This is a genomic window from Cellulomonas hominis, assembly GCF_014201095.1.
Taxonomy (GTDB): Bacteria; Actinomycetota; Actinomycetes; order Actinomycetales; family Cellulomonadaceae; genus Cellulomonas; species Cellulomonas hominis.
Genome location: NZ_JACHDN010000001.1, coordinates 3,469,816 through 3,489,224 on the forward strand (window position 1 = coordinate 3,469,816; position 19,409 = coordinate 3,489,224).

Here is a 19,409-nt window from a genome sequence, read left to right on the forward strand (position 1 = left end):
CGTGTCGCCGGAGTCACCCCCGCCGCGCCCGCGCGGCTGCCCCACGGGAGCCGCGCGTCCGGTACAGTGGAAGCCCGTGGCAGAGCGCGCAAATCGACTCTCCGGGCGGTCGGACTCCACGACCCGGCACATCTTCGTCACGGGAGGCGTCGCCTCCTCACTGGGCAAGGGCCTGACCGCCTCGAGCCTCGGACGACTTCTCCGCTCCCGCGGCCTGCGGGTCACGATGCAGAAGCTCGACCCCTACCTCAACGTGGACCCCGGGACGATGAACCCGTTCCAGCACGGCGAGGTCTTCGTCACCGAGGACGGGGCCGAGACGGACCTCGACGTGGGCCACTACGAGCGGTTCCTGGACGTCGACCTGGTCGGCTCCGCGAACGTCACCACCGGCCAGGTGTACTCGCACGTGATCGCGAAGGAGCGGCGCGGCGAGTACCTCGGCGACACGGTCCAGGTGATCCCGCACATCACCGACGAGATCAAGGCGCGCATGCGGTCGCAGGCGGCCGACGACGTCGACATCATCATCACGGAGATCGGCGGCACGGTCGGCGACATCGAGTCGCAGCCGTTCCTCGAGGCGGCCCGCCAGGTCCGCCACGAGCTCGGCCGCGACAACGTGTTCTTCCTGCACGTGTCGCTGGTGCCGTACATCGGCCCGTCGGGCGAGCTCAAGACCAAGCCGACGCAGCACTCGGTGGCCGCGCTGCGCAGCATCGGCATCCAGCCCGACGCGATCGTGCTGCGCTCGGACCGGGAGATCCCGCAGTCGATCAAGGCGAAGATCGCCCTGATGTGCGACGTCGACACCCAGGGCGTCATCTCCTGCGTGGACGCGCCGAGCATCTACGACATCCCGCGCGTCATCCACGCCGAGGGCCTGGACGCCTATGTCGTGCAGCGCCTGGGCGTGCAGTTCCGGGACGTCGACTGGAGCGGCTGGGACGAGCTGCTGCAGCGCGTGCACCAGCCGCGGCACCACGTCGAGATCGCGCTGGTCGGCAAGTACATCGACCTGCCCGACGCGTACCTCTCGGTGACCGAGGCGCTGCGCGCCGGCGGCTTCCACCACGACGCGAAGGTGCGGATCCGCTGGGTCCCGTCGGACGACTGCCAGACGCCGGACGGCGCGCAGCGGGCGCTGGGCGGCGCGGACGCGGTGCTGGTCCCGGGCGGGTTCGGCGTGCGCGGCATCGAGGGCAAGCTCGGCGCGCTGCGCTGGGCGCGGGAGAACCGCGTGCCGACGCTCGGCATCTGCCTGGGCCTGCAGACGATGGTGATCGAGTACGCCCGCAACGTGCTGGGCCTGCCGGGCGCGTCCTCCTCGGAGTTCGACGCCGACCCCGCCGACCCGGTGGTGGCGACGATGGCGGAGCAGCTCGCGATCGTCGGCGGCGAGGGCGACCTCGGCGGCACGATGCGGCTCGGCTCGTACGAGGCGGTGCTGGCCGAGGGGTCGGTCGTCGCCGAGGCGTACGGCTCGACCCGGGTCACCGAGCGGCACCGGCACCGGTACGAGGTGAACAACGCGTACCGCGACAAGCTCGAGGAGGCCGGCCTGGTCATCTCGGGCGTCTCGCCGGACTCGTCGCTGGTCGAGTTCGTCGAGCTGCCGCGCGAGACGCACCCGTACTACGTCTCCACGCAGGCGCACCCGGAGTTCAAGTCCCGGCCGACCCGCGCGCACCCGCTGTTCGCGGGCCTGGTCGCGGCGGCGCTCGCCGCCCAGCAGGGCGCGGTGCCGGCCGGCGCGAGGGCGAAGGCGAAGGCGTGACGGTCGCCGGGGCCGGGCCGGCCGACCGGCCCGCCCCGCGGCCGGTGCTCGCGCACACCGACCTGCACCACGGGAAGATCTGGGACCTCGTCTCGGAGACCGTGGACCTCGGCGAGGCGCAGGTGGTCCGGGAGTTCGTCGACCACCCGGGCGCCGTCGCCGTGATCGCGCTCGACGCCGAGGACCGGGTGCTGCTGCTCAAGCAGTACCGGCACCCGGTGCGCAGCGAGCTGTGGGAGCCGCCGGCCGGACTGCGGGACGTCGACGGCGAGCCGCCGCACGTCACCGCGGCGCGCGAGCTGGCCGAGGAGGCCGACCTGCGCGCGGCCACCTGGCACCTGCTCACGGAGTTCGCCACGAGCCCCGGCGGCTCGACCGAGCGGATCGGCGTCTACCTGGCGCGCGACCTGTCGGAGGTCCCCGAGGCCGAGCGGTTCGCCCGCGAGGAGGAGGAGGCCGAGATGGAGCCGCTGTGGCTGCCGCTCGACGAGGCGGTCGGCGCGGTGCTCGCGGGCCGGCTGCACAGCCCGAGCGCGGTCGTCGGCGTCCTCGCCGCCGCCGCGGCGCGGGACCGCGGGTGGAGCACGCTGCGTCCGGTGTGACCCCGCTCACGGCATGGCTCTGACCTGGGGGTTCGGACGTAGTCCGATCGGCTGACGTCGCCCGCTGACGGGTCAGGGATCGGACCTGCACGCCGATGCATCCGGTGTGAGCCCCCGCACCCGACCCCCCCGGGGCGGTGCGCGCCTGTTCCTCACCGGTACGCACACCGCCGTGGTGCTCGGGCTGTGCGCGCTGCTCTGCGCGGCCGGCGCGATCTGGCCGCCGTCGCCGCGCACCGAGGTGGCCGTCTGGGGCGCGGCGTCGCTGGTCCTCGCGCTGGTCGCCGCGGGGTCGGTGCTCGCCCGGCACCACCCGCGCACCCCGCTCGCCGGGGCGGTCCTCGGGGTGGCCGTCGGGGCGGTGCTGGTCGCCCGGTGCCAGACCGAGGCGGGCGTGGTGACGACGTCGCTCGGGCTGGTCATGGCCGGGCAGGCGGCCCCGCTGCTCGGCGGGAAGCGGTCCGTGCGCAGCCTGCTCGTGCTCGTGCTCGTCGCGCTGCCGCTCGCGATGGCCGCGTCGCCGGTGCCGTTCAGCCCCGTGCGGTGGCTGGTGCTCGCGCTCATGACGGTGGTGACGAGCTGGCTGGTCAAGCACCTGCTGGACGCGCTGCGGGTGCTCGCCACGACGGACGACCTGACCGGCGTGCTGACCCGGGCCGCCTTCGACGCGCGTGCCGCGACGCTGCTGCACCGGGCGGCGGTCAGCGGCCGGCCCGCCAGCGTGGTGTGCCTCGACGTCGACGACTTCAAGGAGGTCAACGACACCCACGGCCACCAGGCGGGGGACGAGGTGCTGGTCCGGCTGGTCGAGGGCTGGCGGGGCGCGCTGGAGCGGGACGACCTGATCGGACGGATGGGTGGCGACGAGTTCGCCGTCGTCCTCGCCGGCCGGACCGCCGAGGGTGCCGAGGAGTGGGCGCTGCGGGCGAGCGGCCTGCGCGCTCCGGCGGACCCGACGTGGAGCCACGGCGTCGCCCAGGCGCGGCGGGACGAGCCGGTGCGCGACGCCCTGGCGCGTGCGGACGCCGCGCTGTACGCGCGGAAGAACGGCCGCGCCGACGCGGGGCACTGAAGCCCCGCGCCGGTCGCGTCTCAGCGGCTGGTCGACACCCGGTACTGGGCGTTGGCCAGCGGCACGAAGATCGCCAGGAACAACCCGGACCAGATGAGCGTGTAGACCTCCGGGTGCTGCAGCGACCACACGTCCGGCACCGGGGTCCCGGGCGGGATGTTCCCGAACAGCTCGCGCGCGGCCTGCGTCACGGCCGACACCGGGTTCCACTCGGCGAAGGTCTGCAGCGGCGCGGGCAGCGTCTCCAGCGGCACGAAGGTGTTCGCGACGAACGTCAGCGGGAAGATGACGATGAACGAGGCGTTGTTCACCACCTCGGGGCTCGGCACGAGCATGCCGATCCACGCCATGATCCAGCTGATGGCGTAAGCGAACACGAGCAGCAGCCCGAACCCGGCGAGCGCCTCCAGCCACGACGACCGGATCCGCCAGCCGACCGCCAGGCCGGTGAGCCCCATGACGATGAGCACGAGGACGTTGTTGACGACGTCGGAGAACGTCCGGCCGGTCAGCACCGCGGACGGGGCCATCGGCAGCGACCGGAACCGGTCGAGGATGCCCTTCTTCAGGTCCTCGGCCAGCGCGGACCCGGTGACCGTCGCCCCGAAGATCACGGTCTGGGCGAAGATCCCCGCGATGAGGAACTCGCGGTACGCCTGGCCGCCCTCCTCCTGGTCGATCGCGCCGCCGAACACGTAGGAGAACAGCAGCACGAACATGATCGGCGACAGCGTGGTGAAGACCAGCAGGTCCGGCACCCGCTTGATCTTGATGATGTTCCGCTTGGCGACGACCGAGGCGTCCGCCAGCACGTTCGGCACGGCCATCACGCACCACCCTCCTGGTCGGTCTGCCCGTCCTCCTCGGCCGACCGCCCCGTCAGCGCGAGGAACACGTCGTCCAGCGTCGGGCGGCGCAGGCCGACGTCCTCGAGGCGCACCTGCCGCGCGTCGAGCCGGCGCAGCGCCTCGCTGAGCACCTCCGGGCCGCCCGACACCGGCATGACGAAGGACCGCCGCCCGTCGTCGAGCGCGGGCCGACCCACGCCGAGCGGGGCGAGCGCCTCCTCGACCTCCGCGAGGAACGCCACGTCGGACACCGTCAGCTCGAGCCGCTCGCCGCCGACCTGCCGCTTGAGCTGGTCCGCGGTGCCCTGCGCGATGATCCGCCCGTGGTCGATGACGACGATCTCGTCCGCGAGCAGGTCGGCCTCCTCCAGGTACTGCGTCGTGAGCAGGAGCGTCGTGCCGCCCGCGACGAGCGTCTGGATGACGTCCCACATGTCGGTGCGGCCGCGCGGGTCGAGACCCGTGGTCGGCTCGTCGAGGAAGATCACCGGGGGATCGGCCACCAGCGCCCCGGCGAGGTCGAGCCGCCGCCGCATGCCGCCCGAGTAGGTGCGGGTGGGGCGGTCCGCGGCGTCCTCGAGGTTGAAGGACGCCAGGAGCTCGCGCGCCCGCGCCCGGGACCGCCGCGCGCCGAGGTGGTAGAGCCGGCCGATCATCTCGAGGTTCTCGTAGCCGGACAGGTACTCGTCGACGGCGGCGTACTGCCCGGACAGCCCGATGCGCCGCCGCACCTCGGCCGGGCGGGCGAGGACGTCGACGCCCATGACGCGCGCCGTCCCGCCGTCCGGCCGCAGCAGGGTGGACAGGACGCGCACGATGGTGGTCTTGCCGGCCCCGTTCGGGCCGAGCAGACCGAGCACGGTGCCGGACGGCACCGTGAGGTCCACGCCGTCGAGGGCGGTGACGCCCTTGTAGCGCTTCACGAGCCCGCGGGCCTCGATCGCCTGTTCCATGGGTCGAGCGTAGATGTGACGTACGACACACCTGAAGGGCGATTCGCCACCTCCCGGTTGACCTGCACCGTCGCGGCCGAGATCTCCCGCTGAGTCAGCTCGTCGTCCCCGGGCCGGCCGACCCGGGGACGACGAGGCCCGCCTCGTAGGCGAGCACGACGAGCTGCGTCCGCGACGCGCAGCCGGTCTTCGCGAGCAGGGCGTGCACGTGGGCCTTGACCGTCGCGACGGCCAGCCCGAGGGCGTCCGCGGCCTCCTGGTTCGACCGGCCCCGCGCCACCGCGAGCAGCACGTCCCGCTCCCGGGCGCTCAGGCCGTCGAGGGCGCCCGGGGTGGGGCCGGCGTCGGGACGGGTGCGGCCCCACCGGCGCCACTGGTCGAGCACGAGCGGCGCGACCGCCGGGTCGAGCACCGAGCCGCCGCCGTGGACGCGGCGCACCGCGTCCACGAGCGTGGCGGGATCGGTGTCCTTGAGCAGGAAGCCGTCGGCGCCCGCCCGCAGCGCGCTGGTGACGTACTCCTCGTCGTCGAAGGTGGTGAGCACCAGCACGCGGGCGTCGGCCAGGCCGGGGTCCGCGCGCAGCCGCCGGGTGGCCTCGATGCCGTCGAGCCCCGGCATCCGGATGTCCATCAGCACGACGGCGGGCCGGTGCTCCCGGGCGAGCGTGACGGCCTGCTCGCCGTCGGCGGCCTCCGCGACGACGGCGAGGTCCGGCTCGTGGTCCAGGATCATCCGCAGGCCGAGGCGGATCATCGCCTGGTCGTCGGCGAGCAGCACGGGGATCGGCGTCACGGCACCGGCACCTCCATCGTCACGGTCCAGCCGTCCGGCCCGGGGCCGGCGGTCAGCGTCCCGCCGCAGGCCGCGGCGCGCTCGCGCATGTGCACGACGCCGTTGCCGCCGCCGTGCGTGCCGCCCGTGCCCGCCCGCGCCGGGCCGGCGTCGTGCACCCGGAGCGTCAGCCGCCCGGGCCGGGCGGCGAGCGTCACGCCGGCCCGGGCCGCGGCCGAGTGCACGAGCACGTTGGTCAGCGCCTCCTGCACGACCCGCACCAGCGCCAGGCCGGCCTCGGGCGGGCAGGGCGGCAGCGGGTCGGGCAGGTCCGCGTCGACGGCGAGCCCCGACCCGCGCACGCGGTCCAGCACCCCGGCCAGGTCGTCGAGCCCGGGCAGCGGCGCGAGGGGGGCGCCGCCCTCGTCCGGGGCGCGGAGCACGCGGACGACGGAGCGCATCGCGGTGAGCGCCTCCTTGCCGGCCGGGGCGATCCACCGGACGGCCTCGCGGTACTCCTCGGGGCGGTCGCCGCCGACCCGGTCCGCCGCCTGGGCCCGGACGACGATCGCGCTGACGTGGTGGGCGACCACGTCGTGCAGCTCCCGGGCGATCCGGGTGCGCTCGGCGCGCACCGCGGCGCGCTCGCGGACCGCCTGCAGGGCACGCAGCTCGGCGTTCCGGAGCTCCAGAGACCGGGTGGTGGCGGCGAGGCGTCCGGCGACGGTCCCGAGCGCGGTCGCCGCCAGCACCAGCGCGAGGAGCAGCACGGTGTCGGACGGGTCGCCCACGGTCGGTGCCGGCCCGGTCAGCGACCGCACCCCGTCGGCCCCGACGACCAGCGCGAAGGTGCTCGCGGCGCCGGCCGCCCCGGTGAGCACCGGGTGCACGGCACCGGCCCGGGTCGCGGCGTAGGCGGCCACCAGCAGCGGCAGCACGTGCAGGTCGGCCTGCACGGGGCTGCCGTACGTGAGCAGGGCGTAGCCGAGCGGGTACCCGACCACCGTGAGCCACAGCCCCGCGGCGGGGGCCACCCGCCGCAGTGCCAGCGGCACCGCGAGCCCCACGCCGGCCCACAGGTGCGCGTCCTGCCAGCGCGGGTGCCAGACGTCCGTGCGCGCCAGCAGCGTCACCGCGACGGTCCACGCGGCGAGCACGCCCAGGGCCACCAGCCCGTCGCGGGTCGCGGCGCGGCGCAGGGGCGTCTCGGGCATACGGCGAGCCTAGGGTGGCGGGCGTCCGTCGGGCGTCGGCGGCGGGGCGGACCGGCGCGCGACCCGGGCCCACCCTTCGGTGGGGGCCACGCCCGGCCCGTCCGACCGCGAGCGGATGCGCCACCTCCGGACGGCGGTGCGGGGGCCGGCGCACGATCGCCCCGGCGTCCGATGCCCGCGGGCCGGTGCGGCCGCGACGGTGGAGCCATGACGACCACGACCTCCCGGCACGGCCGGGCCGAGCACACCCCCGGCCGCGCCCAGGGGCGCGCTGCCGACCGCGCCGCCGGCCGCACCGACGACCGTGCCCCCGAGCGGAGCCGCGTGGCGCGGGTGCGGGGCGTGCTGCTCGTGCTGCTGCTCGTGCTCGGGGCGTGCGCCTGGGCGGCGCTCGGCCTCGACCGCGGTGCCGCCGGTGCGGGCGACGTCCCCGGTGCGCCGCCGGGCACCGCCGCGGTCCGGCCGGTCGGCACCGCCGCCGGGGACGCCCCCGCGGCCGGGGACGCCCACGCGGCCGGGGACGCCCCCGTCACGGGGTCGGACCCCGCCACCGGGCTGGACGCCGAGCTCGAGCGCCGGTTCGCGGCCGCGCAGGCGGCCGCCGCCGCGGAGGGGGTGGACCTCACCCTGACGTCCGGGTGGCGCACCGTCGAGGAGCAGCAGCGCCTCGTCGACCAGGCCGTGGAGCGCTACGGCACCCCGGAGGCGTACCGCTGGGTGCTGCCGCCGGAGCACTCCGCCCACGTGCAGGGGCTCGCCGTCGACGTCGGGCCGACCGACGGGGCGCTGTGGCTGGGGGAGCACGGGCTCGAGCACGGGCTGTGCCGGACGTACCTCAACGAGGTGTGGCACTTCGAGATGCTCCCCGAGGGCGCGACGGCCTGCCCGGAGCCGCACGCGGACTCGTCGTGGGGGTGGTGAGCCCGCACCCGGGGCGGCGTCAGGCGGCCGGCGGGATCTCGTCCACGGACGTGTACACCGGCAGGCCGCGACGGCGGGCGATGGCGACGTCGTTGTCCGCGCCGCGCGACTCGCCCGGCAGGCGCAGCACCGCGTCGCAGTGCTCCAGCAGCCGCTCGGCCGTCGGGTAGAGGACGTCGCCCGCCCGGGGGTCCGTCGGACCGTCGGCGCCCATGCTGGACAGGACCGGCAGCGCGACCCACTCGCCGATCATCGGGACGTGCCCGAGCCGGAAAACGGGCCACGCGGCCTCCTCCAGGCGGCGCAGGTTGGCGGCCATCGCGGCGGGGTCGCCGTCGGTGCCGGACTGGTAGGGGCCGGCGATGAGGATCATCTGAGCAGTCATGGCGGCACCATAACCCGCAGAACCGTGCAAGACTAGGCATGAACGCGGAACACCGGGCGAGAACACGGAGGCGACATGCTGCCGGCACAGCGACGCGACGAGCTCCTGCGGGTGCTCCGCACCGAGGGCCGGGTGGTGGCCCGCGACGTCGCCGAGCGCCTGGGCCTGTCCGAGGACACCGTGCGGCGCGACCTGCGCGACCTCGCGGCGGCGGGCCTGGCGCAGCGCGTGTACGGCGGGGCGCTCCCGGTCTCCCCGGCGCTCGCGGACTACGCCGGACGGCAGACGGTCGCGGTCGAGAGCAAGGACCGGGTCGCACGCCGGGCGGCCGGGCTCGTCACGCCCGGCTGCACGGCGATCCTCGACGGCGGCACGACGGCGCTCGCGGTGGCCCGGGCGCTGCCCCCCGACCTGCGGGCGACGATCGTCACGCACAGCCCGACCGTCGCGGCGGCGCTCGCCGAGCACCCCACGGTCGACGTCCTCGTGCTGGGCGGGCGGCTGGACAAGCACTCGGTCGTCGCGTCGGGGGCGATCACCGCCGAGGCCGCCGCCGGGGTGTGGGCCGACGTGTTCCTGCTCGGCGTCACCGGCGTGCACCCCGAGGCCGGGCTCACCACCGGGAACGCGGAGGAGGCGGCGACCAAGCGCACGCTCGCGAGCCGGGCGGGCGACACGTACGTCCTCGCCAGTGCCGAGAAGATCGGGGCGGCGTCGCCGTTCCGGGTGCTGCCGCTCGCCGACGTGACCGGGATCGTCACGGACGTGCCGGAGGACGACCCGAGCGCCCGGGCGCTGCGCGAGGCGGGGGCGCCGCTGATCCCGGCGCCGTGACCGGCCGGGTGCGCGCCGGTCAGGCCCGCGTGCGGAACGTCAGCAGGTACCGCGTCGTCCCGCCGGCGAGCAGCGCGGCACCGAGCATGTGCAGCAGCACCAGGAGGACCGGCAGGTCGGTCGCGACCTGCACGTAGCCGATCACGCCCTGCAGCGCGACGAGCGCGACCATGACCCAGCCCCGCCGGCGCAGCACCGCGGGACCCCGGCGGTTCAGCCAGAGCAGCGCGGCCAGCACCCCGACGAACAGCCACGCCGACGCGGCGTGCACCCGGGCCATGAGGTAGGGGTCCACCGCGATCCGGTAGCCGACCTCCTCGTCCCCGGAGTGCGGGCCGGCGCCGGTGGTGATCGTGCCCAGCACCAGCACCACGGCCATGAGCACCGCGAGCACCGGGGCCAGCCGGCGCACGGCCGGGCCGACGACCGGCACCGGGGCGCCGTCGCCCTCCTGGCTGCGGTGCACGAGCAGCGTCGAGGTCACCACCAGGAGCATCGACACCAGGAAGTGCAGGCTCACCCAGGCCGGGTGCAGGTGCAGCAGCACGATGACGCCGCCGATGACCGCCTGCGCCGCGACGCCGACCAGCGGGGCGAACCCCAGCCAGCGGTACGCGGGTGAGCGGCGGCGGTCGGTCCAGACCACGAGGATGACGAGCACGGCCAGGACGCCGAGGACGCCCGTGAGGGTCCGGTTCCCGAACTCGACGAAGCGGTGGTACGTCGCCGCCTCGTGGAACACCGGCGCGAACTGCCCGGGCTCGCACTGCGGCCAGGTCGAGCAGCCGAGGCCGGACCCGGTGAGGCGCACGGCGCCGCCGGTGACGACGATGCCGATCTGCCCGACGAGGTTCGCCACCAGGACCGGCTGCGTGAACCGCTCGCGGAGGTCCGCGAACCGGGACGCCCGGGCGGCGGGCTCGGGCTGGGGGTCGGCGGCGACGTCGGGGCGGCTCACGCCGTCCAGGGTACGGTCCGCCCGGCGACCCGCGGGCGCCCTCGGCACGAGTCCTTGCTCACGCGGGCCCGGGTCCGGTCCCGAGGCCGGCGCGCGCCGCCGAGGTTGCAGACGATGCGGGGCCGACGCCGCTGGATGCAGCATCTGCTGCACTCTCGCCGCCCGGGTGCGGGCCGGCGGGCCGGCGGGCCGGCTGGCGGGTGGGGCGGGCCGCCTGGCGGGTGGGGCGGGGCGGGGGTCAGTGCCAGCGGAACCAGCGGCGGACCGCGGCGGCCAGCGCCAGCGCCCACGCCGCGAGGACCGCGAGGTGCGCCGCGGGGAACGCGCCGTCCAGCAGCGCGGCGCGCAGGGCCTCGCCCAGCGCCCCCGGCGGGAGCCACCGGGCGATCGACGCCCACGCAGCGGGCAGCTCCGCGACCGGCAGCACCACGCCGCCGACCACCGCGAGCACCACGAGCAGCAGGTTCGCGACCGCCAGCACCGCCTCGGCCCGCAGCGTCCCCGCGAGCAGCAGGGCCAGCGCGGTGAACGCCGCGACCCCGAGCAGCAGCGCGAGCGCGGCGGGCGCGAGCCCCGCGGGGTCGGGCCGCCAGCCGAGCACGAGCGCCGCGACCCCGACGGCGACCACCTGCAGCGCCGCGACGGCGAGCACCGCCAGCACCTTGCCGGCCAGCAGCCCGCCCCGGCCCAGCGGCGTCGTCGCGAGCAGCCGCAGCACGCCGTTCCGCCGGTCGAACGCGGTGGCGATCGCCTGCGAGGTCAGCGAGCCGGCCATGACCGCGAGCCCGAGGACCCCCGGCGTCACGACGTCGATCCGCGCGGCGCCGCCGGTGTCCACCTCGACGAACGAGCCCACGCCGAGCGCCACCAGCGCCACGACGGGGATGACGAGGGTGACGAGCAGCTGCTCGCCGTTGCGCAGGACGGCCAGGGTCTCGAACCGGGCCTGGGCCAGCACGCGCCGGGCGGCGGGCGCGGCGCGATCGGCCGGGGCCGCCGAGGAGGTCGCGGTCATCGCAGGTTCCGTCCGGTCAGGTCGAGGAACACGTCCTCGAGGGTGCGGCGCCCCACGTCGACCCGCGCCAGCAGCACGTCCCGCCCGGCGCACCAGGTGGCGAGCGCCGCGACCAGCGCGGGGTCGGCGGGGGAGTCCACGACGTACGACCCGGGCCCGGTCTCGTGCACCGCGGTGGGGGCGGCGGCGCCGGGCGCGGTGAGCGCGAGCCCGAGGTCCGCGACCGGCAGGCCGGGCGGCGCGCGGAACGCGAGCGTCGACCCGTCGGCGCCGGCCAGCAGCTCGGGCACGGTGCCGCGGGCGATGACCCGGCCGTGATCCACGACGGCGACCTCGTCGGCCAGCGCCTCCGCCTCGTCCATGAGGTGCGTGGTGAGCAGGACCGCGACGCCCTCGGCGCGCAGCTCCTGCACCAGCGACCACACGGCGCGCCGCGCCTGCGGGTCCATCCCGGCGGACGGCTCGTCGAGGAACACCACGTCCGGCCGGCCGACGACGGCCGTCGCGAGCGCGAGCCGCTGCCGCTGCCCGCCGGACAGCCGGCGCACGGTGGTGCGGGCGAACGGCTCGAGCCCGAGCCGGCCGGCGAGGTCGTCGAGGTCCCACGGCCGGGCGTACATCGCGGCGACGTGCCGCAGCACCCCGAGCGCGGGCACGCCCGTCGGCAGCCCGGCGTCCTGGAGCATCACGCCGACCCGGGGCCGCAGCGCCCGGGCGTCGGCGAGCGGGTCGAGCCCGAGCACCCGCACGGACCCGCCGTCGGGCGTCCGCAGGCCCTCGCAGCACTCGACCGTCGTGGTCTTCCCGGCGCCGTTCGGGCCGAGCACCGCCGTCACCCGTCCGGGGGAGGCGTGCAGGTCGAGCCCGTCGACGACGGCGCGGCCGCCGTACCGCTTGACGAGCCCGCGGACCTCGACGGCGGGCGGGGTGGAGGACTGGCCGGGCACCCGGCGAGTGTAGGTGGCGGCGGCCGGTGTGAGGCGAACCTTGCTTGCGGGGACTTAATTCGGCAACAAGGATGTTGCCGATATCGGGAGCCCTCGCGAGGGCACCCGGGGGCGCCCGCGGCCGCGGCCGCGCCCCGTCAGCCGCGCAGCAGCGAACCGGAGGTGTGTGCATGAGCCCGACGACGCCGAGCACCAGCGCCGGGCCCGCGACGGGCGTGCAGGACCCCGACTGTCCTCCCGGCGGTCTGCGCCCCGTGGAGAGCGAGTCGGAGGCCGGCACCCGGCGCCGCGTGCTCGACCTGATCGCGGCCGACGGCCCGGTCTCCGCCGCCGAGCTCGCCGCGGACCTCGTCCTGACCGCCGCCGCCGTGCGCCGGCACCTCGCGGTGCTCGAGGCGGAAGGGCAGATCGGCGTCCACGACGCCGGCGCCCACGTCGGGCCGGTCCGCCGCGGCCGCCCCGCCAAGCGGTACGTCGTGACCGCCGAGGGCCAGGCCGCGCTCAGCCAGCAGTACTCCGAGCTCGCGTCGCAGGCGCTGCGCTTCGTCGCCGAGATCGGCGGCGCGGACGCCGTGCGGCACTTCGCGGAGCGGCGGGTCGGCGAGCTGGAGCGCCGGCACGCCGTCGCGCTCGCCGAGGCGGGGGACGACCCGGTGCGCCGCGCGCGGATCCTCGCCGAGGGCCTCGCCGACGACGGGTACGCCGCCACCGCGCGCCCCGTCCCGGGCGGGTACGCCATCCAGCTCTGCCAGGGCCACTGCCCCGTGCAGGACGTCGCCAGCGAGTTCCCGGAGCTCTGCGAGGCCGAGGCGCACGCGTTCTCCCGGATGCTCGGGGTGCACGTGCAGCGCCTCGCGACGCTCGCGGGCGGCGGCCACGTCTGCACGACGAACATCCCGATCATCCCGGTCCGGCGCCCCCGCGCGGCGGACGACCCCGAGGGCGCGTCACCACCCCCGACCGACGCGCCCGCTCGACCCGATGCCCCCGCCCCCGTGCGGTTCACGGAAGGACGATGAGATGACGACCACGGATCCCGGCCGCACCGCCGAGCCGATGACCCAGGACGAGGCCATCGCCTCGATCGGGAACTACGGCTACGGCTGGCACGACTCCGACACCGCGGGCGCCACGGCGCAGCGCGGCCTGTCGGAGGAGGTCGTGCGGAACATCTCGGCGCTCAAGAACGAGCCCGAGTGGATGCTGAAGACGCGCCTGAAGGCGCTGCGCCTGTTCGACAAGAAGCCGATGCCCTGGTGGGGCGCGGACCTGTCGGGCATCGACTTCGACAACATCAAGTACTTCGTGCGGTCCACGGAGAAGCAGGCGACCTCCTGGGAGGAGCTGCCCGAGGACATCAAGAACACGTACGACCGGCTCGGCATCCCGGAGGCGGAGAAGCAGCGCCTGGTCGCGGGCGTCGCGGCCCAGTACGAGTCCGAGGTCGTGTACCACCAGATCCGCGAGGACCTGGAGAAGCAGGGCGTCATCTTCGTCGACACCGACACCGGCCTGCGCGAGCACCCGGAGCTGTTCGAGCAGTACTTCGGCTCGGTCATCCCGCCGGGGGACAACAAGTTCGCGTCGCTGAACACCGCCGTGTGGTCGGGCGGCTCGTTCGTCTACGTGCCGCCGGGCGTGCACGTCGAGATCCCGCTGCAGGCCTACTTCCGGATCAACACCGAGAACATGGGCCAGTTCGAGCGGACGCTGATCATCGCGGACGAGGGCTCGTACGTGCACTACGTCGAGGGCTGCACCGCGCCGATCTACCAGTCGGACTCGCTGCACTCCGCGGTCGTCGAGATCATCGTGAAGAAGAACGCCCGCGTGCGGTACACGACGATCCAGAACTGGTCGAACAACGTCTACAACCTCGTGACCAAGCGGGCGACCGCGGCCGAGGGCGCGACGATGGAGTGGGTCGACGGCAACATCGGCTCCAAGGTCACCATGAAGTACCCGGCGATCTACCTGCTGGGCGAGCACGCCCGCGGCGAGACGCTGTCCATCGCCTTCGCGGGCGAGGGCCAGCACCAGGACGCCGGCTCGAAGATGGTGCACGCCGCGCCGCACACGTCGTCCTCGATCGTGTCGAAGTCGGTGGCCCGCGGCGGCGGCCGCACGTCCTACCGCGGCCTCGTGCAGGTCCTGGAGGGCGCGTCGCACTCGGCGTCGAACGTGCTGTGCGACGCCCTGCTGGTCGACCAGATCTCCCGGTCGGACACCTACCCGTACGTCGACGTCCGCGAGGACGACGTGTCGATGGGCCACGAGGCCACGGTGTCCCGCGTCAGCGAGGACCAGCTGTTCTACCTGATGTCCCGCGGCATGCCGGAGACGGAGGCCATGGCGATGATCGTGCGCGGGTTCGTGGAGCCCATCGCGCGCGAGCTGCCGATGGAGTACGCCCTCGAGCTGAACCGCCTGATCGAGCTGCAGATGGAAGGGGCCGTCGGCTGATGTCGACCACCACTGAGAACGGTCTGTCGACCGACCACTCCCGGGCGACCGCCGACGAGGCGCACAGCCACGGCGTCGGCGCGGCGGGCGCCGTGCCGGAGTCGTCCCGCGCCGCCCGGCCGACCTCCTTCGAGGTCGCGGACTTCGCCGTGCCGACCGGCCGCGAGGAGGAGTGGCGGTTCTCGCCCGTCGACCGCCTCGCGCCGCTGTTCGCCCCGGAGTCCGGCGCGCTGTCCGGCCACGGCGTCCTCACCACGGTCGTGAACGCGCCCGAGGTCGAGGTCGAGATCGTGGACCGCGACGACGCCCGCCTGGGCCTGGCCGGCGAGCCGGGCGACCGCGCCGCGGCCGTCGCGTGGGCCTCGTTCCCGCGCGCCACCGTCGTGACGATCCCGACGGAGGCCGTCGCGTCGACCGTGACGTCCGTGCGGGTCGAGGGCGTCGAGGGACAGCTGGAGCCCACCGGCAGCCACCTGCTCGTGCACGCCAAGCCGCTGTCCGAGGCGACGGTCGTCATCGACCACGTCGGCTCGGCGCTGCTCACCGAGACCGTCGAGGTCGTGGCGGAGGACGGCGCGCACCTGACCGTCGTGTCGGTGCAGGACTGGGCCGAGGGCTCCGTGCACAACGCCGCGCACCGCGTGCGGCTGGGCCGGGACGCGACCGTCAAGCACATCGTCGTCACCCTGGGCGGCGACGTCGTGCGGATCACCCCGGACGCCGAGTTCACCGGCGAGGGCGGCTCGGTCGAGATGCTCGGCGTGTACTACGCCGACGCCGGCCAGCACCAGGAGCAGCGGCTGTTCGTCGACCACGCCGTCCCGAGCTGCACGTCGCGCGTCACCTACAAGGGCGCGCTGCAGGGCGAGGGCGCGCACACCGTGTGGGTCGGCGACGTGCTGATCCGGGCGGAGGCCGAGGGCACCGACACCTACGAGCTCAACCGCAACCTCGTCCTCACCGACGGGGCGCGCGCGGACTCCGTGCCGAACCTGGAGATCGAGACCGGCCTCATCGAGGGCGCGGGCCACGCGTCGGCGACCGGCCGGTTCGACGACGAGCAGCTGTTCTACCTGCGCTCGCGCGGCATCCCGGAGACCGACGCCCGCCGCCTGGTGGTGCGCGGCTTCTTCGCCGAGCTGATCCACCAGATCGGCGTGCCGGAGGTCGAGGAGCGCCTGATCGCGGCGATCGAGGCCGAGCTGGCGCAGTCGATGACCGAGTTCGCCGACGCGGCCGTCGCGGGCGAGTCCGCATGACGGCCCAGCTCGCCTGCCTGACGTCGGACGTGCCCGTCGAGGGCGCGCTCCGCGTCGAGCTCGACGGCCCGTCCGGCGTCGTCGAGGTCGCGGTGGTCCGCGACGCCGACGGTGAGCTGCACGCCATCAGCGACATCTGCTCGCACGGCGCGGTCTCGCTGTCCGACGGCGAGGTCGAGGGCTGCACCGTGGAGTGCTGGCTGCACGGGTCGCGGTTCGACCTGCGCACCGGCGAGCCGCTGGGCCCCCCGGCCGTCCGCCCCGTCCCCGTCTACCCCCTGACCGTCGACGGCGAGCGCGTGCTCGTCGACGTCGACTGAGACTTCCCGAGGAGTTCCGCATGTCCACCCTGGAGATCCGCGACCTGCACGTCAGCGTCGAGACGAAGGAGGGCCCCAAGCCCATCCTGCGCGGCGTCGACCTGACCGTCCGCAGCGGCGAGACGCACGCCATCATGGGCCCGAACGGCTCCGGCAAGTCCACGCTGGCGTACTCGCTGGCCGGGCACCCGAAGTACGAGATCACCTCCGGCACCGTCACGCTCGACGGCGAGGACGTCCTCGCGATGTCCGTCGACGAGCGCGCCCGCGCCGGCCTGTTCCTCGCCATGCAGTACCCGGTCGAGGTCCCGGGCGTGTCGGTGTCGAACTTCCTGCGCACCGCGAAGACCGCGATCGACGGCGAGGCGCCCGCGCTCCGCACGTGGATCAAGGACGTGAACGGCGCCATGGAGCGGCTGCGCATGGACGCGGCGTTCGCCGAGCGCTCGGTCAACGAGGGCTTCTCCGGCGGCGAGAAGAAGCGCCACGAGATCCTCCAGATGGAGCTGCTCAAGCCGCGCTTCGCGATCCTCGACGAGACCGACTCGGGCCTGGACGTCGACGCGCTGCGCATCGTGTCCGAGGGCGTGAACCGGGTGAAGGAGTCGACCGAGGTCGGCGTCCTGCTCATCACGCACTACACCCGCATCCTGCGTTACATCACGCCGGACTTCGTGCACGTGTTCGTCGACGGGCGCGTGGCCGAGGAGGGCGGGCCGGAGCTCGCCGAGCGGCTGGAGAACGAGGGCTACGACCGGTTCCTGACGGGCGCGACCGCCTGAGGACCTCGCCGGGACCCGGGGCGCGCACGCCGCCCCGGGTCCCGCACCCCGGCGGGAGACCCGCCACCACCCGAGCACGAGGGACGAGAGATGACCGAGACGCTGGACCGCGCGGCGCAGGACGGCCCCACGCTGGGCGCCGCCGAGCTCGCCGCGGTGCGGGCCGACTTCCCGCTGCTGCACCGCACGGTGCGCGGCGGGCGACCGCTGGTCTACCTCGACTCCGGCGCGACCTCGCAGAAGCCCGAGGTCGTCCTCGACGCCGAGCAGGACTTCTACGCGCAGCGCAACGCCGCCGTGCACCGCGGCGCGCACCAGCTCGCGGAGGAGGCCACCGAGGCCTTCGAGACGGCGCGGACCCAGGTCGCGTCGTTCGTGGGCGTGGCCGACGACGAGCTCGTGTGGACGTCGAACGCCACCGCCGGCCTCAACCTGGTCGCCTACGCGCTGTCGAACGCGACCGCCGGGCGCGGGGGAGCGGCCGCGCGCCGCTTCGCGCTCGCCCCGGGCGACGAGATCGTCGTGACCGAGGCCGAGCACCACGCGAACCTCGTGCCGTGGCAGGAGCTCGCCGCCCGCACCGGGGCCACGCTGCGCTGGCTGGGGGTGGCCGACGACGGGCGCATCCGGGTCGACGAGCTCGACACGGTCGTCACCGAGCGGACGAAGGTGCTGGCGTTCACGCACGCCTCCAACGTCACCGGGGCGATCACGCCGGTCGCGCCGTTCGTGGCCCGGGCCCGCGAGGTCGGGGCGCTCACCGTGCTCGACGCGTGCCAGAGCGTGCCGCACCTGCCGGTGGACCTGGCCGCGCTCGGCGTCGACTTCGCCGCGTTCTCCGGGCACAAGATGCTCGGGCCCACCGGCGTCGGCGCGCTGTACGGCCGCCGGGAGCTGCTCGAGGCGATGCCGCCCGTCACCACCGGCGGGTCGATGGTCGAGGTCGTCACGATGGAGGCCACCACCTACGCCCCGCCGCCGCGCCGGTTCGAGGCCGGGACCCAGATGGTGTCCCAGGCCGTCGGCATGGGCGCCGCCGCGACGTACCTGGCCGAGCTCGGCATGGACGCGGTCGCCGCGCACGAGCGGCACCTCGCCGGCCTGCTGCTCGACGCCGTCGCGTCGGTGCCCGGCGTCCGGGTGATCGGCCCGACCGAGAACGTCGACCGGCTCGCGACCGTGTCGTTCGTCGTGGACGGCGTGCACGCGCACGACGTCGGCCAGGTCCTCGACGACGCCGGCGTGGCCGTGCGCGTCGGGCACCACTGCGCCCAGCCGCTGCACCGCCGGTTCGGCGTCGCCGCCACCGCGCGCGCCTCGGCCGCCGTGTACACCACCGACGCGGAGATCGCCGTGTTCCGGGAAGCACTGGCGGGGGTCCGGGCGTTCTTCGGACTGGACGACCCGGAGGACAGCCGATGACCGCCATGGAGCAGCTCTACCAGCAGCTCATCCTCGACCACGCCAAGCACCCCGCCCACCGCGGGGCGCAGGACGCCTACGACGTCGAGGTGCACCACGTGAACCCCACCTGCGGGGACGAGGTGACGTTGCGCGTGCGGCTCGACGCCGGCGACTCCGGGCCCGTGATCGGCGAGCTCACCTGGACCGGCCAGGGCTGCTCGATCTCCCAGGCCTCGGCGTCCGTGATGTCGCAGGCCGTGTCGGGCCGGCCCGTCGAGGCGGCGCTCGCGCTGTCCGACGACTTCCGCGAGCTCATGGACTCGCGCGGGGTGCTGCCCGAGAAGTTCGCCGGGGACGACCTGGACGAGTCGCTGGAGGACGCGGTCGCGTTCGTCGGCGTCGCCCGGTACCCGGCCCGGATCAAGTGCGCGCTGCTCGGCTGGGCGGCGATGAAGGACGCGGTGGCGCAGGCCAGCGCGGCGACGGACGGAGAGGCACGATGAGCGACACCACGGCCGAGCAGGCGCCGGCGAACGCCGCCGACATCGAGGAGGCGCTGCGGGACGTCATCGACCCCGAGCTCGGGATCAACGTCGTGGACCTCGGCCTGGTCTACGGCATCTCGGTCGAGCCGAACCGGCACGTGACCATCGACATGACGCTCACGTCGGCCGCCTGCCCGCTGACCGACGTCATCGAGGACCAGGCGGGGACCTCGCTGGAGGGGCTCGTGGACTCGTTCCGGATCAACTGGGTGTGGATGCCGCCGTGGGGCCCCGAGCGGATCACGGAGGACGGCCGCGCGATGATGCGGGCGCTGGGGTTCAACATCTGACGGTGGGAGCGAGGGCCGGTCGCCGCGCCGTGTCGCCGGGCGGTGTCG

21 protein-coding genes are annotated in these 19,409 nt (G+C 75.0%); 13 read left to right on the forward strand and 8 right to left on the reverse strand.

The genetic code is table 11. The annotated features are described in order from the left end of the window. Nucleotides 1–76 precede the first annotated feature (76 nt). The 3 genes from HNR08_RS16155 to HNR08_RS22795 all read left to right on the forward strand — a co-directional run bounded on the left by HNR08_RS16155 (nucleotide 77) and on the right by HNR08_RS22795 (nucleotide 3,451). Nucleotides 77–1,777: a CTP synthase gene (locus tag HNR08_RS16155; RefSeq protein WP_146838766.1), complete on the forward strand. Its 1,701-nt coding sequence runs from the start codon at nucleotides 77–79 to the stop codon at nucleotides 1,775–1,777. Beyond that, nucleotides 1,774–2,379, forward strand: coding sequence for an NUDIX domain-containing protein (locus tag HNR08_RS16160; RefSeq protein WP_146838768.1), 606 nt, complete (start codon nucleotides 1,774–1,776; stop codon nucleotides 2,377–2,379). The genes HNR08_RS16155 and HNR08_RS16160 overlap by 4 nt, the downstream gene beginning before the upstream one ends. Before the next feature lie 172 nt (nucleotides 2,380–2,551). Then, nucleotides 2,552–3,451, forward strand: coding sequence for a GGDEF domain-containing protein (locus HNR08_RS22795; protein WP_146838770.1), 900 nt, complete (start codon nucleotides 2,552–2,554; stop codon nucleotides 3,449–3,451). A 20-nt stretch (nucleotides 3,452–3,471) separates the two neighbouring features. Here HNR08_RS22795 and HNR08_RS16170 read toward each other — a convergent pair whose 3' ends face one another. The 4 genes from HNR08_RS16170 to HNR08_RS16185 form a co-directional block, all read right to left on the reverse strand. Continuing rightward, nucleotides 3,472–4,278 carry an ABC transporter permease gene (locus HNR08_RS16170; protein ID WP_146838772.1) on the reverse strand — a complete coding sequence of 269 codons (807 nt, stop codon included), beginning with the start codon at nucleotides 4,276–4,278 and terminating at the stop codon, nucleotides 3,472–3,474. Continuing rightward, a complete protein-coding gene (locus HNR08_RS16175) occupies nucleotides 4,278–5,252 on the reverse strand; it encodes an ATP-binding cassette domain-containing protein (RefSeq protein WP_146838774.1) in 975 nt (324 codons plus the stop codon). The genes HNR08_RS16170 and HNR08_RS16175 overlap by 1 nt, the downstream gene beginning before the upstream one ends. A gap of 94 nt (nucleotides 5,253–5,346) precedes the next feature. Next, complete coding sequence (locus HNR08_RS16180) at nucleotides 5,347–6,045, reverse strand: response regulator (RefSeq protein ID WP_246803099.1); 699 nt, start codon at nucleotides 6,043–6,045, stop codon at nucleotides 5,347–5,349. Next, nucleotides 6,042–7,238: a sensor histidine kinase gene (locus HNR08_RS16185; RefSeq protein ID WP_146838776.1), complete on the reverse strand. Its 1,197-nt coding sequence runs from the start codon at nucleotides 7,236–7,238 to the stop codon at nucleotides 6,042–6,044. The genes HNR08_RS16180 and HNR08_RS16185 overlap by 4 nt, the downstream gene beginning before the upstream one ends. A 207-nt stretch (nucleotides 7,239–7,445) precedes the next feature. Here HNR08_RS16185 and HNR08_RS21320 point away from each other — a divergent pair, with 207 nt between their 5' ends. After that, nucleotides 7,446–8,159: a D-alanyl-D-alanine carboxypeptidase family protein gene (locus HNR08_RS21320; protein WP_146838778.1), complete on the forward strand. Its 714-nt coding sequence runs from the start codon at nucleotides 7,446–7,448 to the stop codon at nucleotides 8,157–8,159. A gap of 19 nt (nucleotides 8,160–8,178) precedes the next feature. Here the strand turns inward: HNR08_RS21320 and HNR08_RS16195 are convergent, their stop codons facing one another. Further along, nucleotides 8,179–8,544 carry a DUF4406 domain-containing protein gene (locus HNR08_RS16195; protein ID WP_246803100.1) on the reverse strand — a complete coding sequence of 122 codons (366 nt, stop codon included), beginning with the start codon at nucleotides 8,542–8,544 and terminating at the stop codon, nucleotides 8,179–8,181. Between the two features lie 75 nt (nucleotides 8,545–8,619). Here HNR08_RS16195 and HNR08_RS16200 point away from each other — a divergent pair, with 75 nt between their 5' ends. Next, nucleotides 8,620–9,378 (forward strand): DeoR/GlpR family DNA-binding transcription regulator, encoded by a 759-nt coding sequence (locus HNR08_RS16200; RefSeq protein ID WP_146838780.1) that lies wholly within the window; start codon nucleotides 8,620–8,622, stop codon nucleotides 9,376–9,378. Between the two features lie 19 nt (nucleotides 9,379–9,397). Here the strand turns inward: HNR08_RS16200 and HNR08_RS16205 are convergent, their stop codons facing one another. The 3 genes from HNR08_RS16205 to HNR08_RS16215 all read right to left on the reverse strand — a co-directional run bounded on the left by HNR08_RS16205 (nucleotide 9,398) and on the right by HNR08_RS16215 (nucleotide 12,298). Further along, nucleotides 9,398–10,336 (reverse strand): COX15/CtaA family protein, encoded by a 939-nt coding sequence (locus HNR08_RS16205; RefSeq protein WP_246803101.1) that lies wholly within the window; start codon nucleotides 10,334–10,336, stop codon nucleotides 9,398–9,400. A 238-nt stretch (nucleotides 10,337–10,574) separates the two neighbouring features. Beyond that, a complete protein-coding gene (locus HNR08_RS16210; protein WP_146838784.1) occupies nucleotides 10,575–11,351 on the reverse strand; it encodes an ABC transporter permease in 777 nt (258 codons plus the stop codon). Further along, nucleotides 11,348–12,298 (reverse strand): ABC transporter ATP-binding protein, encoded by a 951-nt coding sequence (locus HNR08_RS16215; protein ID WP_146838786.1) that lies wholly within the window; start codon nucleotides 12,296–12,298, stop codon nucleotides 11,348–11,350. The genes HNR08_RS16210 and HNR08_RS16215 overlap by 4 nt, the downstream gene beginning before the upstream one ends. A gap of 170 nt (nucleotides 12,299–12,468) precedes the next feature. Between HNR08_RS16215 and HNR08_RS16220 the strand changes: the two genes are divergently transcribed. The 8 genes from HNR08_RS16220 to HNR08_RS16255 all read left to right on the forward strand — a co-directional run bounded on the left by HNR08_RS16220 (nucleotide 12,469) and on the right by HNR08_RS16255 (nucleotide 19,361). After that, a complete protein-coding gene (locus tag HNR08_RS16220; RefSeq protein WP_183835114.1) occupies nucleotides 12,469–13,317 on the forward strand; it encodes a helix-turn-helix transcriptional regulator in 849 nt (282 codons plus the stop codon). A gap of 1 nt (nucleotide 13,318) precedes the next feature. After that, on the forward strand, nucleotides 13,319–14,761 hold the full coding sequence (gene sufB / locus HNR08_RS16225) for a Fe-S cluster assembly protein SufB (RefSeq protein WP_146838788.1): 1,443 nt from the start codon (nucleotides 13,319–13,321) through the stop codon (nucleotides 14,759–14,761). Then, on the forward strand, nucleotides 14,761–16,020 hold the full coding sequence (sufD, locus tag HNR08_RS16230) for a Fe-S cluster assembly protein SufD (RefSeq protein WP_146838790.1): 1,260 nt from the start codon (nucleotides 14,761–14,763) through the stop codon (nucleotides 16,018–16,020). Before sufB ends, sufD begins: the two co-directional genes overlap by 1 nt. Beyond that, nucleotides 16,017–16,340 carry a non-heme iron oxygenase ferredoxin subunit gene (locus HNR08_RS16235; protein WP_146838792.1) on the forward strand — a complete coding sequence of 108 codons (324 nt, stop codon included), beginning with the start codon at nucleotides 16,017–16,019 and terminating at the stop codon, nucleotides 16,338–16,340. The genes sufD and HNR08_RS16235 overlap by 4 nt, the downstream gene beginning before the upstream one ends. Before the next feature lie 20 nt (nucleotides 16,341–16,360). Continuing rightward, on the forward strand, nucleotides 16,361–17,122 hold the full coding sequence (sufC, locus tag HNR08_RS16240; RefSeq protein WP_146838794.1) for a Fe-S cluster assembly ATPase SufC: 762 nt from the start codon (nucleotides 16,361–16,363) through the stop codon (nucleotides 17,120–17,122). Nucleotides 17,123–17,212: 90 nt separating this feature from the next. Next, complete coding sequence (locus HNR08_RS16245; RefSeq protein WP_146838796.1) at nucleotides 17,213–18,544, forward strand: SufS family cysteine desulfurase; 1,332 nt, start codon at nucleotides 17,213–17,215, stop codon at nucleotides 18,542–18,544. Continuing rightward, nucleotides 18,541–19,029 carry a Fe-S cluster assembly sulfur transfer protein SufU gene (sufU, locus tag HNR08_RS16250; RefSeq protein WP_210736807.1) on the forward strand — a complete coding sequence of 163 codons (489 nt, stop codon included), beginning with the start codon at nucleotides 18,541–18,543 and terminating at the stop codon, nucleotides 19,027–19,029. The genes HNR08_RS16245 and sufU overlap by 4 nt, the downstream gene beginning before the upstream one ends. Next, complete coding sequence (locus HNR08_RS16255; RefSeq protein WP_146838798.1) at nucleotides 19,026–19,361, forward strand: metal-sulfur cluster assembly factor; 336 nt, start codon at nucleotides 19,026–19,028, stop codon at nucleotides 19,359–19,361. Before sufU ends, HNR08_RS16255 begins: the two co-directional genes overlap by 4 nt. Nucleotides 19,362–19,409 lie beyond the last annotated feature (48 nt).

Excerpts from the sequence above, each read along its gene's own strand:
- HNR08_RS16195 (WP_246803100.1), bottom strand. The coding sequence starts at position 8,544 with ATGACTGCTCAGATGATCCTCATCGCCGGCCCCTACCAGTCCGGCACC.
- HNR08_RS16245 (WP_146838796.1), top strand. The coding sequence starts at position 17,213 with ATGACCGAGACGCTGGACCGCGCGGCGCAGGACGGCCCCACGCTGGGC.
- HNR08_RS16170 (WP_146838772.1), bottom strand. The coding sequence starts at position 4,278 with ATGGCCGTGCCGAACGTGCTGGCGGACGCCTCGGTCGTCGCCAAGCGG.
- sufC (WP_146838794.1), top strand. The coding sequence starts at position 16,361 with ATGTCCACCCTGGAGATCCGCGACCTGCACGTCAGCGTCGAGACGAAG.
- HNR08_RS16235 (WP_146838792.1), top strand. The coding sequence starts at position 16,017 with ATGACGGCCCAGCTCGCCTGCCTGACGTCGGACGTGCCCGTCGAGGGC.
- HNR08_RS16220 (WP_183835114.1), top strand. The coding sequence starts at position 12,469 with ATGAGCCCGACGACGCCGAGCACCAGCGCCGGGCCCGCGACGGGCGTG.
- sufD (WP_146838790.1), top strand. The coding sequence starts at position 14,761 with ATGTCGACCACCACTGAGAACGGTCTGTCGACCGACCACTCCCGGGCG.
- HNR08_RS16175 (WP_146838774.1), bottom strand. The coding sequence starts at position 5,252 with ATGGAACAGGCGATCGAGGCCCGCGGGCTCGTGAAGCGCTACAAGGGC.
- HNR08_RS16255 (WP_146838798.1), top strand. The coding sequence starts at position 19,026 with ATGAGCGACACCACGGCCGAGCAGGCGCCGGCGAACGCCGCCGACATC.
- HNR08_RS16210 (WP_146838784.1), bottom strand. The coding sequence starts at position 11,351 with ATGACCGCGACCTCCTCGGCGGCCCCGGCCGATCGCGCCGCGCCCGCC.
- HNR08_RS16185 (WP_146838776.1), bottom strand. The coding sequence starts at position 7,238 with ATGCCCGAGACGCCCCTGCGCCGCGCCGCGACCCGCGACGGGCTGGTG.
- sufU (WP_210736807.1), top strand. The coding sequence starts at position 18,541 with ATGACCGCCATGGAGCAGCTCTACCAGCAGCTCATCCTCGACCACGCC.
- sufB (WP_146838788.1), top strand. The coding sequence starts at position 13,319 with ATGACGACCACGGATCCCGGCCGCACCGCCGAGCCGATGACCCAGGAC.
- HNR08_RS16200 (WP_146838780.1), top strand. The coding sequence starts at position 8,620 with ATGCTGCCGGCACAGCGACGCGACGAGCTCCTGCGGGTGCTCCGCACC.
- HNR08_RS21320 (WP_146838778.1), top strand. The coding sequence starts at position 7,446 with ATGACGACCACGACCTCCCGGCACGGCCGGGCCGAGCACACCCCCGGC.